We start from the raw sequence: 16,360 nt of genomic DNA, 5'->3' as shown, positions 1-16,360 counted from the left end.
AGGCAATTATAAATTAAAAATCGGCATCATTAAAATCGACAATTTGTTGACTGCTAGCTTCAATCTGCTTACGTAGACTGCGGGTTTGGCTTACCCAATACCCCATATAGAATGCACCGGTTTTAAGCTTAGCGTGATAAAAACTAGCCTCATCTGTTCCTTTGTCTAATGCGGCTAAAGAGGTTGCGGCTATTCGAGCCCACATCCAAGCTAGAGCGCTAATACCAAATAATTGCATGTATGCCATAGAGGCCGCACCAATAAGATCTGGGTTAGTTGCCGCACTTTTAGCAATGTAGCCCGTTGCACGCTCAAGATCACCTGCGGCATCCATTAGACCGGCAATAAAAGGTTTCATTTGTTCGTTGCCATTATGCTGACCAATAAACAGCTTAACCATATCAGACCATAGATTTAAGGTTGCGCCTTTATCTGCTAACAATTTACGGCCAACTAAATCCAGTGCTTGCACACCATTGGTTCCTTCATAAATCATCGCAATACGAATGTCTCGAACAAATTGCTCCATGCCCCATTCGTTAATATAACCATGTCCACCATAGACTTGCTGTGCATCAACACAGGCTTTAAAACCTTGGTCAGTGACAAAACCTTTCACAATAGGGGTAAATAAGGCGGCTAATGCTGAAGCCTGCTTCGCTTTAACTGGGTCTGATTCGCGCTCTGCCTGATCTAGCCACAAAGCTTGTTGACCCATTAATGCACGGGTTCCTTCATTAAATGATTTTTGCGACAGCAGCATACGGCGAACATCACCGTGTACCAAAATTGAATCTGCAGCTTTATCGGCCTCTTTCACGCCACTAAGTGCACGGCCTTGAATACGATCTTTAGCGTAAACTAACGCATTTTGATAGGCGATATCTGATACACCTAAACCTTGAATTCCGACACCTAAACGAGCCTGGTTCATCATGGTGAACATCGCACGTAAACCTTGATGAGCAGCGCCCACAAGCTCACCTACTGCGTTGTCAAAAAGCATCACGCAAGTTGAATTGCCGTGAATCCCCATTTTATGCTCAAGACCCGTTGCCGCCAGCGTATTCGCTGCGCCTAGGCTACCATCAGCATTGACTAAAAATTTAGGCACTGCAAAAAGTGAAATACCTTTTACACCCTCAGGGGCATCAGGTAATCGCGCTAATACAAGGTGGATGATGTTTTCAGCTAGATCATGATCGCCAGATGAAATAAAGATTTTTTCACCGCTAATGGCAAATGTATCGTCGCCTAAAGGCTTGGCTTTTGTGCGTAATAGGGCTAAATCGGTACCCGCATGGGATTCAGTCAGGTTCATGGTACCTGTCCATTCACCACTGACTAGCTTAGCTAAATATTTTTGTTTTAATGCATCACTACCATGCACATGAATTGCTGAATAGGCGCCATGGGTGAGGCCTGGATACATAGCAAATGCCATATTGGTAGCGGTTTTCATTTCGGTAGCAAATGTGCCGACCACTTCAGGTAAGCCTTGTCCGCCATATTCGGGGTCACAGGTTAATGTTGCCCAGCCATTTTCAACATACTGCTTATAAGCATCTTTAAAGCCATCAGGGGTAATGACCTTGCCGTCAACTAATTTACAACCTTGATGATCACCTACCGCATTTAAGGGGAGCATAATATCGGTGGTGAAATCAGCTACGCCTTGTAAAATGGCATCTACTAGTTCCGGATCGACCTGGTCAAATCCGGCTAATTCTTGATATTGATAAATATTCAGTAACTCAGAAAGAATGAATTGGTAGTCACGAATAGGGGCTTGATAAATTGGCATGAGGTCGTTCCTTGTCAGTGCTTATTATTACTTAATTAGTGCTTGGCGTATTTCAACAATACAGCATCAGTCGCTAATGCTAAGTGATTTATTATGGTTATCTTTTCTACATTAACCCAATTTGAGTAAAAACTCAGTAAGTATTTGACAGTATAATTTGTAACAAACTATCACAACTTAAACTTAGTTTAATGCTTTGGGAACAGCTGTTAAGTAACAAGCTTGTCATTGTTTTCACTAATAATTTTATGCTGTAGCCAAAAACTAATACAGTGCTGCAAAACGGCTTTTGGTTTTTCTAGTTGAGGGTAATGACCTGTTTCCACTAAAGCAACTGTGTCAGCTTGTTCAATAAGCTGTTCAAAACGAATAAGGGTATCTTGGCCAGACACAGGGTCACAGATCCCATTGATAAACCGCAGCGGCATTTTATATTGCTGCAATGCACCCACCCAGCGCTCTCGGTGTAGTTTGCGTTCGCGAATATATTGAATAATCTTATGGATCACTTTAATCCCCTGGTTTTGTGTTATTAACTGCCAATGTATCGCCAGTTCTGCAACGGCTAGCGGTTGGTAACAAATGAAATCAAAATTTTGCTTAAATTTTTTAAATGAAAACATCTTAGCGATAACAAACCCTAATGGACTCAAAAGTAAACGTTGGATTAAGATGGGTTGAGTTGTTTCAGGAAATAATCCTCCATTTAACAATATTGTACTGTCGATGGTGAAACCGCTATCAACGCAGGCTTCACCATGACGGGCTAATAACTCTTGCGCTACAGTGTCGCCGTAATCATGGGCAATAATGTGAAAATGTTGAATACCAAGATGCGCCAATACAGCTTCAATAATGTCTGCTTGCAAAGCAAAAGAGTAATTAATATCACAGGGTTTATCTGATAAACCATAACCTAATAAGTCTAACGTGAGCAGATTAAAATGTTTACTTAGGTGAAACCAAAGCTGATGCCAGTCGTAACTACTAGTCGGAAACCCATGGATCAATAATAAACAAGGTTTATCACTTTTAGCCTGGTTGATATATATCTGTCGCTGAATGCCTTTTTCATCGATAAATGGATAGAAAAAACCTGTTTGATGCCATTTTGTAGGCCACTGATTATGAGTGTTTGATCCGTTTATGTTGTTATTAGGCATGACTTCCTTTATTGCTGGTAGGTATTGATCACATAAGGCAAAAAGTACCCGCGTTCATCTAACATAGAACACAAGTTAATCTAAACTACTATAGTGGTAAACCCTGTTAAATTCTTTACTGACTAATATTAATTGAATACAAAACGTCATATTGTCGGTCTAGTATTTGAATCTTGCCATATGTTGTATAAATCAATTTTTTAAAAAGGTCATTACCATGGATAAATTTGTAACATCGTTTTCGTCATTTTATGCGATTTCGCATTGGTTAACGCGCGGTAAATTACTCATTTTGTTACCGCTGATATTGATGTCGACCCTTGCAAGTGCTGGAGCTGTCCCTGCCAGTGATTTCAGCTTACAAGATGCTAAAGGGCAGCTGTTTAATTTAAGCGAGCATAAAGGAAAACCTATAGTGCTGCACTTTTGGGCGACTTGGTGTCCCTATTGTAAAAAGTTACAACCAGGTCTTGAGCGCTTAAGGCTGGAAAATAAACAGACTGATTTGGTTATGATGGCGATAAGCTTTAATGAGGATGAAGGGGCAACACCTGCGCAGTCGTTAACTGACCGTGGCATAGGTATGACGACACTTATTCAGGGTGATGCGGTAGCAAAACAATACGGCGTTACGGGTACTCCGACAACAATATTTATCGATAGAAACGGCGATGTGGTCTGGACTACCCGGATATCCGATCCTGATTCGCCACAGTTATCAAAAGCCCTTGGGTATTTATTGGAGGTTGAGGACTCACAATAATGCTAAGGCAGATGCAAATGCCATTTATAATTCGACACCTCATGGCATAACTGATTATAACTAGTCGCGATATTAGCTTGGTGAATTCTGCATTGATAAGGGTAATTCTCTTGCTTGTTCGCGCAGATAATCCATCCCAGCTAAAAACCCTGAGAACATTTTCAAAGCAATAAATTGGCCCTGTGTGTTTGTATGATATTGGTCTCCTTGTTTAATAAGCGCACCGGCAGATAGCAGGTAAGTCATTTCTACAGGGAAAGCTTGCCATAAACTATAGCCAGTATGTTGTTGTAATAGCTTATCATCTAACACGCCATGTCCCATCATCATCATTAAATGATGTTGTAACAGTGCTTTTTTCTCTAATGGTTTGGTATAGCAAGTGCCAGTATGACCCGCATTGATACGATTGATATAATCGGGAATATCAAAGCTTGAAATACGAAACTGTTCACCAAAACGACCAAAGGCCCCCGAACCTACGCCAAAACAGTCCTCACCATCTAATACATATTTATTTTCTACCGGTTCACCAAAGTTACGACTAAAAGTCCAAGGAAACTCCATAACATAGTGCTCAGACATTGCTTTTTTGACAGCTAAAAACTGTGGCCATAATTCCTTGGCTTGACCCGCTAGGCAAGCCGCCTTTTTACTATTTTTACCAATACCGATTGTTAGTGGATAAGTGGTAATTTGATCTGGACGTAAGCGAATGGTTTGCGCTAAATCGTTGGCAATGGTTTCAGGTGTTTGTATGTTAAAGCCATACATCATGTCTACATTAACCGTTGGAATAATCTCAATGGCTCGGCTAACATACTCAGCTTGCTGCAAACCACTGCCAAATTTTTCAAATCGTCCGCTGGCTTTTAAAATCTTATCATCAAAGCTTTGTATGCCAATAGACATACGGTCGACTAGCCCTTTTAATAGGTGTGGATTGCCCTCTTTAAAATAGATTGGGTCGCTCTCACACGATACTTCACGTACCGAGGTTAATGATTTTATCATCTCGATAGTGTTAATCAGTTCATCTTCTAAAATAGTTGTCGTGCCACCGCCAATATAAACCCGGTTAAAACGATAACCTTGGGCGAGTACTGCACGTATTTCTTGCCTTAGGGCTTGAAAATACTCCCTGGCAATATGTTCGTTAAATTTGACTTTATGGAACGAACAAAAACGACAAAGGGTATGGCAAAAAGGAATATGGATGTACAGGGTTTCAATTGGGGATTGAGGCACATTATGTGGCTGTAACTCATCAAGAGTGACAGCATTTTTAAGACTTAATGAATACTTTATCGTGTGTTCCATAACCCAATCAAGGCTGGTTGTTGCTAGATTCAATCTTAAGGATGAGAAAGAATTTTTCATGGTGAGCCCTTAATCTTTAAATGTAATAAAATAGTGCTAATCCCCATTCTTGAAAACAATCAACCCTGTTTATACCGTTAGATTAAATTAACTGATAAAGAGAAACTGTCGCCCCACGCATGAAAAGAGCTGCATTTATTGATTAAGCTTTTTTATCGGTAAACCTTGAGGTACATCACGTATTACAACCCTTGCTTGAATAGTTTTTTTAGTAAATTTATTTTGGCGATAATCTTTGGTCACTTAATTCTTACTAGAAAATTTAGAGGTTGCCTGTCATAAGGGATTTTATGTTCACAAATAAGCGATATATTTGATGTTGTTCATAGATTTTGTATCTTCTTTTTCACATCACAATTAAATATTGAAATCGATTGTTATTATGGTATTTTTAGGAATAGTTATTTCTGTTATTAAAACAATTTAGTTGGAGTGAACTATGCAGTATCGTTGGCAAATTGCACTTTCTGCGGGCTTATTAGCCGCTTTATGGGCAGGAGTTGCAGATGTATTCCAGCTAGTGACTTGGATTGGTTTTTTAGGTTGCAGCACCTTCTTTGCTCAAACTGAAAGCGGCTTTAAAGGCATGTTAATGGCAATGAGTACTAACTTGTCAGGTGTTTTCTGGGGGTGGCTGATTATCGTCGGCAGCACTTCTTTTGGCTCACCCATTATCAGTTACGCACTAACGGGAATTGTCACCAGCCTGATGTGTTTACAAGCCAGTCATAAACGTCTTGCCTTCATCCCCGGTGCATTTATTGGGTGCTGTATTACTTTTGCGATGAACGCTGATATCGCTGCAATAGTGCCCCCATTAGTTATTGGTGCTGTACTGGGATATAGCATGAGCTTGCTGACGGAGCGGTTAATTACCTTTACACAAAATAGACAAAGTATAACGCCACAGGTGACCAGTGTTAGCGATAATACAGCAAAAGAGCTGTAGTCATGGTTCATACAATAAATGCAGTCAAAATAGGAAATGTTGGCTGCATTTACCCTTGTGATAGCAATCATATTTTCAATTTAGATTACTTGACCATTACAACTTACCTTAAAAATCGATTTAGTGTAATTCCAATTACTGCTACAGATTACCGAATTCAAAACCACTTCTAATTTTTTACTCTGATATTTGTATGCTCTGTTGATTTTCTATGGTTGCTTTTCGGTTGCCGTGAAGCAAGTATTTTAGTCTATACTCTAAAAATTAATTCGCTTTGTACACTAGTTACTTTAGCGTTCTCTAGATTGCGTTGCATAAATCCTCCAATAAAAATTATAAAGGATGCTTTATGAAGTATATGACTGCACTTCAGGATTCGAAAAGGTTACCAAGGAACGCTTCAATAGCCTTTCATCTGGCCGCTTTGTTCACATTTTTTATCTACGCTTTGTATCGTTTGACCCATGATGATTTGTTTTTATTTACCCTTTTTTCGTTAGCCTTTATACCGATATCGATTTCGTTGGTGCTTGAGATCAAGCATCGTGGGACTATATTACACAAACAAATTACCTTAATATTAGTGTGTATTACGATTGCGATATCTTGTTATTCTTTAGGTTATAAATCGTTAATCTATGTTTTTCCAACAATCTTTATTTTTTTCTTTATCTTTAATTTTAAAAACGCATCCTTCATCAGTAGTTTTTACGTGTTAACCTGTTTGATCGCCGCGCTTAATATTGAAACTTACTCCCTTGTATGGCGTTTTGGGGTGGCAATCTTCGATTGTATTATTTTTGCGGCGATATTTGCTTATATCATTGCAAAACAAAAGGCTGCGCTTATCTATTTGGCTACGACAGACGAGTTAACTGGCGCATTAAATCGAAAAAATTTAGCTACCAGTTTAAGTAGCAGTATTGAATCGTTTAAGCATACAGGAACGGATACTAGTCTGTTATTAATCGATATCGATCATTTTAAAACGGTTAATGACACCTACGGCCATTTAGTGGGCGATAAGCTACTGACGCAGTTCAGTGAGGTGATAAAGCATTTGCTTCCCGCCGAGGCTAAGCTGTTTCGTTTTGGTGGAGAAGAGTTTTTAGTTCAATATGAGCATTGTGATTTGCAAAAAGCATTGGAGATGGCTCAAAGGCTAAAGCAAGCGGTTTACCAAACCGACTTTGACGGCGTACCTGTGAATGTGTCCTGCAGTATAGGGGTGGCTGAATTACGTATTAATGATTCGTTAGAGGAATGGTTAAAGCAAAGTGATATTGCACTTTATGCTGCTAAAAAATCAGGACGAAATCGAGTTGTGTCGCGACTGGATAAATAGAGGAGAACAGCCATTGTAGCCGGTTTGTAAGCCATTAAAACCATTCTATAATACTGCTGATAGGCTTATGTAATGGTATTAAATTAAGCTCGTCAAAGTAGGGGGCTTATATTGTTCTGACTTTAAGCAAGGTTAATAATATATCTTTTAACTATGTGTGAATCACTTTTTATAGCAGAGTCGAAAACCCCACCATTGCAGATAATTGCCCGTTCGGAGGCTAAATTGGATTCATAACAATGAATGTGTAGTTCACTGTTACCCATTGAATGGAGCTTCTCAATAGAGAGTTTCATTAACAGAATACCTAAACCTGCGCCTCTTTTAGATGGCCGAATACTTAAACCAATATGGCCACCACAATGCTTAATTTGAGGGTTTAGGTGATGACGCAAATTAGTCACGCCCACTATTTCATTGTGATGAATTAGCCAGAATGTACTACTAGCAACATAGCCGCAGGGCAGGTTTATGCCTTCTGAGAAATGTTTGATTTTAGTCAAATAGGCGGTGAAATCCTGATAATCAAAATCTAAAATGAAAGGATAGCGCTCTTCATTACCTAATTCTTTGATATAACTATGATAACTTTGTTGATATTCGAGGCTTGGTAAAACTAAATCCATATTGATCTGATGCTCTAAAAATTGATTTCATTACTGTTGCTAATAAAAAAGCGCACTTCTCTGCAAGTGCGCTTTTAAGTGTGTTGCATTTTTATCTTACAGACTAAAACACCATTTCTGGCACATGTTCAGGCACAACTAATTTACCAGCCGTTTTAGCGATAATTTCTTCTACCGACACACCTGGAGCACGCTCAAGTAAGTGGAATGCCCCATCTTTGATTTCGATAAAGGCCAGGTCGGTCATTACACGTTTAATGCAACCATAGCCCGTTAACGGTAGTTCACATAACGGCAGTAACTTAGAGTTACCGTGTTTGTCGGCATGCATCATGGTGACGATAATGTTATCTGCACCAGCCACTAAATCCATTGCACCGCCCATGCCTTTAATTAACTTGCCAGGGATCATCCAAGAGGCGATGGAGCCATTAACATCAACTTCAAATGCACCCAGTACCGTTAAATCGACATGCCCGCCGCGGATCATGGCAAAGCTCTCTGCTGATGAGAAAAATGATGCACCATCAACAGCGGTTACTGTTTGTTTACCGGCGTTGATTAAATCAGCGTCGATAGCGTCTTCGGTTGGAAATGGTCCCATGCCTAATAAACCATTTTCAGATTGCAGCATTACCTGCATACCCTGTGGAATATAGTTAGCCACTAGGGTAGGAATACCAATACCTAGGTTGACGTAAAAGCCGTCTTGCATTTCTTTTGCTACACGTTGAGCAAGTTGTTCTCTGGTTAAAGCCATGTGCTTGCTCTCCTTTATTTAGCCGTTGCTAGTGTGACGGTACGTTGCTCAATGCGTTTTTCAAAGCTGGCTTTGATCACGCGATCCACATAAATTCCTGGGGTATGAATATGGTTAGGGTCAAGCTCGCCTGGCTGAACAATTTCTTCGGCCTCTACTACGGTAATTTTACCTGCGGTGGCCATCATAGGGTTAAAGTTAGCTGCGGTTTTACGGAATACTAAATTACCCATGGTGTCAGCTTTCCAGGCACGTACTAACGCAAAGTCTGCGGTAAGTGATTCTTCTAAAACATAATGTCGGCCTTTTATTTCGCGGGTTTCTTTACCGTCAGCAATGGGGGTGCCGTAACCTGTCGCAGTGAAAAATGCTGGTATACCAGCGCCACCGGCGCGAATTTTTTCAGCCAAAGTACCTTGAGGGGTTAAAATAACGTTCAATTCACCCGACAGCATTTGCTGTTCAAAGGTAGCATTTTCGCCAACGTAAGAGGCGATCATGGTGGCAATTTGGCGTTGTTTGAGTAACAAACCTAAACCGAAATCATCTACCCCAGCATTGTTTGAAATTGCTGTTAAACCGGTTACGCCTAACTTAACCATATGGTTAATTAAGCCTTCAGGAATACCACATAAACCAAACCCACCGACCATCAAGGTCATATTATCTGTCAGTCCAGCTAGCGCTTCGTCATAGCTGTGAACGACTTTATTGAAACCTGCCATTGTGCTGTCCTTTTCTCGTTATTATGTTTGATAGATGCTGATTATTATTTGAGTCAGCAGCTTAAAATAAGGTTGTAGCCCATCTACATTAGGCTAATGCATTAGCGACTTTTGAGGCACTTTTTCGGCCGATAACTTGGCTAATATTATTACCCGCTATAACAAGCTTGTTTAGGTCGATACCTGTCTCAATTCCCATGCCGTGTAGCATGTAAACTAAGTCTTCAGTCGCTAAGTTTCCTGAGGCGCCTTTAGCATAAGGACACCCGCCCAATCCCGCGACAGATGCGTCAAAGCTGGTTACACCCATATCTAAGCAGGCTAAAATATTGGCGAGTGCTTGTCCGTAGGTGTCGTGAAAGTGGAGTGCAAGCTTATTGACCGGCACCACACTTGCCACTGCTGCTAACATTTTACGGGCATTTGATGGTGTGCCAATACCTATGGTGTCACCCAGTGAAATCTCGTAACAGCCCATTTTGTAAAGAATTTCAGACACGCGGGCAACTTCATTGACATCGATGTGACCTTCATAGGGGCAACCAAGTACGCAAGAGACATAACCACGCACAGCAATATTGTGCTGTTTTGCTTGTTGCATCAATGGCATAAAGCGCTCAATTGACTCATCAATTGAGCAGTTAATATTTTTCTGGCTGAAGCTCTCTGAAGCGGCGCCAAATATTGCCACCTCATCGACGCCAGAGGCTAACGCTAGCTCAAAACCTTTCAGATTTGGGGTTAAGGCGCTATAAGTGACACCTTTTACCCTTGGCATTTGGCTAAGTATGTCACCAGAGTCAGCCATTTGTGGTACCCATTTAGGTGACACAAAGCTGCCCGCTTCAATGCGAGTTAGGCCCGCTGCGGCTAAGTCAGCAATAAGTTGCAGTTTAGCGGTAGTGGGCACGGGTACTTCATTTTGTAAACCGTCACGGGCGCCAACTTCAAAAATGCTCACTTTAGATGGCATCATGTTTTAGCTTCCTTTTCGGTTTCCGTAGTCGCTTGTTTGACAGATTCTTCGACATGTAACAGCTGTACGCCATCGCTTACTAGCTCACCGCTTTGGAAGTAAAACTCGGTGACTACGCCATCAAATGGGGCTTCTATGGTGTACTCCATTTTCATGGCTTCCATCACTAATAAGCCTTGTCCCGCTTTAACTGTTGCACCCACTTCAACAAGATGAGTCACCACTGTGCCGTTCATTGGCGCTTTTAACTTATCTGCGCTGTTAATGGTTTCATCGGCAACTTGTGCAAGCACTGCGGTAAAGTGGTAACTGCCGCTAGGGAGGAATAAGGTAAAGTTGTCGCCATCACAACTGACAGGCACTTTACTTTTATGACCATTAATTTCGGCAAACAACACATCATCTTTAATTTGACCGGCTAGTTTTAGCGCCTGGCCATTTAGGCCTAAGTGCAATGCGCAGCCTAAGTCTGTCATCAGTAAGTTTTGCAGTTCATGTTTTTCATCAAGTAGGGCAACATGATGAATGCTAGCACTGTTTAATCTAAAGCCGCTTACTTGCCCCCAGGGTGAATAGGGGTCGTTGCTATTAACGGCATTCACTTTTGCTTGTTGCTGGCGTAACAACACTTGATATAAACCGGCGAGTGCAATCGCAGTATCAGATTCACTGCTCGCATCGCCAATTAAAGTATTGCCATAGCGTTCGATAAAGTCAGTGCAAAAATCAGCTTTGGCAAACGCAGGGTGTTCAGCTATATTGGCTAAAAACTCAATATTATGTTTTAACCCACTGATTTGATAAGACTCTAGAGCATTGACTAAGCGATGTAAGGCACGTGGACGAGTTTCGTCCCAGACAATCAATTTAGCGATCATTGGATCATAAAAGTTACTGATCACATCGTTTTCACGTATGCCCGAGTCAATACGCACATGGCGATTTTGCTCTGGTTCACGTAAAAAGTTTAGTTTACCGCTAGCAGGCAAAAATTCATTTTGTGGATCTTCAGCGTAAATACGCACTTCAAATGAGTGACCATGAATGCGCACTTCATCTTGTTTTAATGGTAGCTCTCCACCACTGGCGACTAAAAGCTGCCATTTAACTAAGTCCTGGCCGGTAACCATTTCAGTCACTGGATGTTCTACTTGCAGACGAGTATTCATTTCCATGAAGTAGAAGCTGTTGTCGGTATCAAGTAGAAACTCAACCGTACCTGCGCCAACATAATCAATGGCTTTGGCAGCGGCAACCGCGGCTTCACCCATTTGAATGCGTAGCTCGTCTGACAAACCTGGCGCTGGCGCTTCTTCAACTACTTTTTGGTGACGACGTTGAATAGAGCAATCACGATCTGATAGATAGATTGCGTTGCCTTTACTGTCGGCAAAAACTTGAACTTCTACATGGCGTGGCTGACGTAAGTAACGCTCCATTAATAATTTATCATTACCAAATGATGAGGTGGCTTCACGACGAGCAGAGCGAATAGCTTCCAAGGTCTCACCGTCATTTTCAACGATGCGCATGCCTTTACCACCGCCGCCATATGCCGCTTTTATCAGTAACGGAAAACCGACTTGTTTGGCTTGATAAACCAAATTTTCATCGGTTTGGTCGTCACCATGGTAACCTGGCACTAATGGCACATTCGCCTTACCCATAATCTGTTTTGCCGCACTTTTACTGCCCATGGCATCAATGGCATCACTGCCTGGGCCGACAAAAGCAATACCGTTCTGCTCGCACTTACGGGCAAACTCAGCATTTTCAGACAAAAAGCCATAACCTGGGTGAATGGCCTCTGCACCAGAACGTTTGGCAATATCAATAATCAAATCGGCTTTTAAGTATGAATCCGCAGGGGCACTGCCACCCAAATGATAAGACTCATCCGCCATAGCGACATGAAGGGCATCTTTATCGGCATCAGAATATAAGGCTATGGTACGTACACCCATGGCCTTAGCCGTTTTAATAATACGGCAAGCAATTTCACCACGGTTGGCAATCAGTAATTTAGTAATCATTATTTGGCTCCTTGAGGGACGGCGGCATGTTGCCAAGCCGGAGAGCGTTTTTCGAAAAAGGCATTTAGGCCTTCTTGGCCTTCATCAGAGACTCGAATGCGGGCAATCTGTTCACTGGTGTAGCTCAGTGTTGCATCATTAATTACGCCGTCTTCTAATCGAGACACTAAGGTTTTAACCCATGCCATACCTTGTGGACTGTTCGCTTTAAAGGCGGTAATAAAAGGCGCTGCCGCTATATCTAAATCATCATCAATGACGTGAATAACCTGTTGTTTAAGGGCTTCGTCGGCACTAAAACGCTCTGCAGTTAACATATAGCGTCTGGCTTGGCGAATACCCATAGCGCGCACAACATAAGGACTAATAACCGCAGGAATTAAGCCTAGTTTTACTTCGCTTAAACAAAAGCTGGCACCTTGATTGGCAATAGCGATATCGCAGCAACAAATTAATCCTAATGCGCCACCAAAGGCTGCGCCATTAACCAGTGCGATACTCGGTTTAGGAAATTTATCCAACACATGCATAAGTTTGGCAAGTTCATGGGCATCAGTGAGATTTTGCTCAAAATCCATTTTGGCTTGCTTGCGCATCCAATTAAGATCCGCCCCAGCACTGAAGTTTTTTCCATTGGCACGCAGTACCAAAATTTGGCATTCAGATGAATCGGCAAACTGTTCGATGGCGATAATCATTTCATTAATCATCACTTCATCAAACGCATTATGCTTTTCTGCGCGATTTAATATTAACTCACCCACGCCTTGGTTAAGATGACATTGGATGTGTTGAAAATCATTTTTAATCATTTTTTAATGCTCCTATTGATTGAACGCAATTACATGCGGAACACACCAAACTTGGTGTCTTCAATAGGCGCATTTAATGCCGCTGATAACGCTAAACCTACCACATCACGGGTTTGCGCTGGGTCGATAATACCATCGTCCCACAGGCGGGCGCTGGCATGGTATGGATGACCTTCTTTGTCATATTGCTCAACAATAGGCTTTCTGAATGCTTGTTCTTCTTCGCTGGTCCATTCAACCCCTTTACGGGCTAAACCATCACGACGAACTGTAGCAAGAACGCCTGCTGCTTGTTCACCGCCCATGACTGAAATGCGCGCGTTTGGCCACATCCACATCATAGTGGGTTCAAATGCTCGGCCACACATGCCATAGTTACCTGCGCCATAACTGCCGCCAATAATCACGGTAAATTTAGGCACGTTGGCACAAGATACAGCGGTAACCATTTTGGCACCGTGTTTGGCAATGCCTTCATGTTCGTACTTCTTACCGACCATAAACCCGGTAATGTTCTGTAAGAACAGTAATGGAATTTTACGTTGGCAACATAGCTCAATAAAGTGAGCGCCTTTTTGAGCCGACTCGGAGAACAAAATGCCATTGTTGGCAACAATACCAACAGGGTAACCATGAATGCGGGCAAAGCCACAGACCAATGTTGCACCGTAATTGGCCTTAAACTCGTCAAAGTCTGAATCATCGACGATACGACCAATGACTTCTTTAACATCAAATGGCTTTTTAAGATCGGTTCCGACAATGCCGTAAAGTTCATGAATATCATACTTAGGCGGTTTTACTGGGCTAAGCATGCTGGAAATCGTTTTTTGATGATTTAGGCGCAGTACTGCCCGACGTGCAAGCTCTAATGCATGATCATCGTTTTGAGCTAAATGATCGGCAACACCGGATATTTTGGTATGCACTTCTGCGCCACCTAATTCTTCCGCTGATACTTCTTCGCCAGTTGCTGCTTTAACTAGAGGAGGCCCGGCTAAAAAGATGGTGCCTTGATCTTTAACAATAATCGATTCATCTGCCATTGCAGGTACATAAGCACCACCTGCGGTACATAAACCCATTACCACGGCAATTTGCGGAATGCCAAGGGCCGACATTTGTGCTTGATTGTAAAAAATACGCCCGAAATGATCGCGGTCTGGAAATACTTCGTCCTGGCGTGGCAAGTTTGCGCCGCCTGAATCAACCAGATAAATACACGGTAAATGACAGCGTTTGGCGATGTCCTGTGCGCGTAAATGCTTTTTCACTGTAATAGGGTAGTAAGTGCCGCCTTTTACTGTGGCGTCGTTAGCAATGATCATACACTCAACGCCGCTTACACGGCCTATACCGGCAATAACACCTGCGGCTGGGACATCTTCATCATAGACTTCATAAGCAGCAAATTGGGCGATTTCTAGAAAAGGAGAACCAGGATCGAGCAGTTTTTCAACTCGGTGACGGGGTAATAATTTTCCACGTGACAGATGGCGTTCACACGCCACAGGGCCACCACCTTGTTCAATTTTTGCCAGTTTTTGCTGCAGATCTTCGACTAACAAAGCCATATCATCATATTTAGCTTTAAATTCATCACTACGAGGATTTATCTTGCTGCTCAGGTGCGTCATGTCAATATCCTTTATTGAGCACAAATAGGGTATTGAGGGGGAGGGCGTTTACGCCGATTAACTTACCCCTCAAGTGGAAAAGTGTTAGCCATACCTATTCACTTTGAACAAGTGTTGATAAGGCTAACGCATTGACCATTATTTAGATTCGTTAAACAGTTCACGGCCGATAAGCATACGGCGAATTTCTGAGGTACCGGCGCCTATTTCATATAGTTTGGCATCACGTAATAAACGGCCTGTGGCATATTCGTTAACATAGCCATTGCCACCAAGCAGTTGAATGGCATCTAATGCCATTTTAGTGGCTAATTCGGCACTGTACAGAATCGCGCCAGCAGCATCTTTACGAGTAGTTTCGCCACGGTCGCAAGACTTAGCAACGTTATAAACATAGGATCTTGCAGCGTTCATCCCCGTGTACATGTCAGCAATTTTGCCCTGCACAAGCTGGAATTCACCGATAGATTGACCAAACTGGACGCGCTCGTGAATATAAGGCACCACGATGTCCATACACGCTGCCATAATGCCAAGTGGGCCGCCGGACAGTACAACGCGTTCATAATCCAGGCCGCTCATGAGTACTTTTACGCCATTGTTCAGTCCGCCTAAAATATTTTCTTCAGGCACTTCACAGTCTTCAAACACTAATTCACAGGTGTTTGAGCCACGCATGCCTAATTTATCCAGTTTTTGCGCTTGACTGAAACCTTTAGAGCCACGTTCTACGATAAAGGCGGTGATACCATGGGCGCCTTTTTCTAAATCAGTTTTGGCATAAATCACATAAGTGTGTGCATCTGGACCGTTGGTGATCCACATTTTATTGCCATTAAGAATATAACGGTCGCCTTCTTTACGGGCACTGAGCTTCATTGACACTACGTCAGAACCGGCATTAGGCTCACTCATTGCTAGCGCACCTATGTGTTCGCCGCTAACGAGTTTTGGCAGGTATTTAGCGCGTTGAGCCGCATTACCATTACGGTTGATTTGATTTACACACAGGTTTGAATGCGCGCCATAGCTTAAACCAATAGAGGCTGATGCGCGGGAAACTTCTTCCATTGCGACAACATGGGCTAAGTAACCCATGTTTGCACCACCAAACTCCTCTGGCACAGTGACGCCGAGCAAGCCCATATCACCCAGCTGAGTCCACATGTGATTAGGGAACTCATTGTCATGGTCTACTTGTGCGGCAATGGGGGCAATTTCGTTGCTGGCAAAACTGCGAACTGCGTCGCGCAACATATCAATATCTTCGCCCAAACCGAAATTAAGGCTGCTGTATAAATCGCTCATGGCTTATGTCCTGTTGAATTATTATTTGAGACGCCACGCTATGTTGCGTTTTGGCGTCATTTGCTTGTCTTTTAAAGGC

General features: G+C 42.3%; 14 protein-coding genes. 3 read left to right on the top strand and 11 right to left on the bottom strand.

Annotation, left to right across the window (positions count from 1 at the left end; all coding sequences use genetic code 11):
• Positions 1 to 13: 13 nt before the first annotated feature.
• Together ACRWQM_RS11660 and ACRWQM_RS11655 are read right to left on the bottom strand one after the other, a co-directional pair.
• Positions 14 to 1,804: an acyl-CoA dehydrogenase C-terminal domain-containing protein gene (locus ACRWQM_RS11660; protein WP_434930095.1), complete on the bottom strand. Its 1,791-nt coding sequence runs from the start codon at positions 1,802 to 1,804 to the stop codon at positions 14 to 16.
• 209 nt (positions 1,805 to 2,013) lie between these two features.
• Positions 2,014 to 2,967, bottom strand: coding sequence for an alpha/beta fold hydrolase (locus ACRWQM_RS11655; protein WP_434930093.1), 954 nt, complete (start codon positions 2,965 to 2,967; stop codon positions 2,014 to 2,016).
• A gap of 217 nt (positions 2,968 to 3,184) precedes the next feature.
• Here ACRWQM_RS11655 and ACRWQM_RS11650 point away from each other — a divergent pair, with 217 nt between their 5' ends.
• Positions 3,185 to 3,730 carry a TlpA family protein disulfide reductase gene (locus ACRWQM_RS11650; protein ID WP_434930092.1) on the top strand — a complete coding sequence of 182 codons (546 nt, stop codon included), beginning with the start codon at positions 3,185 to 3,187 and terminating at the stop codon, positions 3,728 to 3,730.
• A 72-nt stretch (positions 3,731 to 3,802) separates the two neighbouring features.
• On the opposite strand, the gene ACRWQM_RS11645 is transcribed toward ACRWQM_RS11650, so the two are convergent.
• Positions 3,803 to 5,110, bottom strand: coding sequence for a coproporphyrinogen III oxidase family protein (locus tag ACRWQM_RS11645; protein WP_434930091.1), 1,308 nt, complete (start codon positions 5,108 to 5,110; stop codon positions 3,803 to 3,805).
• 439 nt (positions 5,111 to 5,549) lie between these two features.
• Here ACRWQM_RS11645 and ACRWQM_RS11640 point away from each other — a divergent pair, with 439 nt between their 5' ends.
• Complete coding sequence (locus ACRWQM_RS11640; protein WP_434930090.1) at positions 5,550 to 6,059, top strand: DUF1097 domain-containing protein; 510 nt, start codon at positions 5,550 to 5,552, stop codon at positions 6,057 to 6,059.
• Between the two features lie 712 nt (positions 6,060 to 6,771).
• Positions 6,772 to 7,404: a GGDEF domain-containing protein gene (locus ACRWQM_RS11635; protein ID WP_434930089.1), complete on the top strand. Its 633-nt coding sequence runs from the start codon at positions 6,772 to 6,774 to the stop codon at positions 7,402 to 7,404.
• Between the two features lie 122 nt (positions 7,405 to 7,526).
• On the opposite strand, the gene ACRWQM_RS11630 is transcribed toward ACRWQM_RS11635, so the two are convergent.
• The 8 genes from ACRWQM_RS11630 to ACRWQM_RS11595 all read right to left on the bottom strand — a co-directional run bounded on the left by ACRWQM_RS11630 (position 7,527) and on the right by ACRWQM_RS11595 (position 16,281).
• Positions 7,527 to 8,030: a GNAT family N-acetyltransferase gene (locus ACRWQM_RS11630; RefSeq protein WP_434930088.1), complete on the bottom strand. Its 504-nt coding sequence runs from the start codon at positions 8,028 to 8,030 to the stop codon at positions 7,527 to 7,529.
• A 103-nt stretch (positions 8,031 to 8,133) separates the two neighbouring features.
• Positions 8,134 to 8,790, bottom strand: coding sequence for a 3-oxoacid CoA-transferase subunit B (locus ACRWQM_RS11625; protein ID WP_434930087.1), 657 nt, complete (start codon positions 8,788 to 8,790; stop codon positions 8,134 to 8,136).
• Positions 8,791 to 8,804: 14 nt separating this feature from the next.
• Entirely contained in the window at positions 8,805 to 9,515 is a 711-nt protein-coding gene (locus ACRWQM_RS11620) for a CoA transferase subunit A (protein ID WP_434930086.1), read from the bottom strand.
• A gap of 88 nt (positions 9,516 to 9,603) precedes the next feature.
• Entirely contained in the window at positions 9,604 to 10,491 is an 888-nt protein-coding gene (locus ACRWQM_RS11615; protein ID WP_434930085.1) for a hydroxymethylglutaryl-CoA lyase, read from the bottom strand.
• Positions 10,488 to 12,524 (bottom strand): acetyl/propionyl/methylcrotonyl-CoA carboxylase subunit alpha, encoded by a 2,037-nt coding sequence (locus ACRWQM_RS11610; protein ID WP_434928797.1) that lies wholly within the window; start codon positions 12,522 to 12,524, stop codon positions 10,488 to 10,490. Before ACRWQM_RS11610 ends, ACRWQM_RS11615 begins: the two co-directional genes overlap by 4 nt.
• A complete protein-coding gene (locus tag ACRWQM_RS11605; protein ID WP_434930084.1) occupies positions 12,524 to 13,336 on the bottom strand; it encodes an enoyl-CoA hydratase-related protein in 813 nt (270 codons plus the stop codon). Before ACRWQM_RS11605 ends, ACRWQM_RS11610 begins: the two co-directional genes overlap by 1 nt.
• Positions 13,337 to 13,365: 29 nt before the next feature.
• Entirely contained in the window at positions 13,366 to 14,973 is a 1,608-nt protein-coding gene (locus ACRWQM_RS11600; RefSeq protein ID WP_434928799.1) for a carboxyl transferase domain-containing protein, read from the bottom strand.
• Positions 14,974 to 15,111: 138 nt separating this feature from the next.
• Positions 15,112 to 16,281, bottom strand: a complete 1,170-nt coding sequence (locus tag ACRWQM_RS11595) for an isovaleryl-CoA dehydrogenase (RefSeq protein WP_434928800.1) — start codon at positions 16,279 to 16,281, stop codon at positions 15,112 to 15,114.
• Positions 16,282 to 16,360 lie beyond the last annotated feature (79 nt).

The organism is Shewanella sp. HL-SH5 (genome assembly GCF_051163755.1).
Classification (GTDB): Bacteria; Pseudomonadota; Gammaproteobacteria; order Enterobacterales; family Shewanellaceae; genus Shewanella; species Shewanella glacialimarina.
This window is presented reverse-complemented; position numbering and strand designations above follow the sequence as displayed.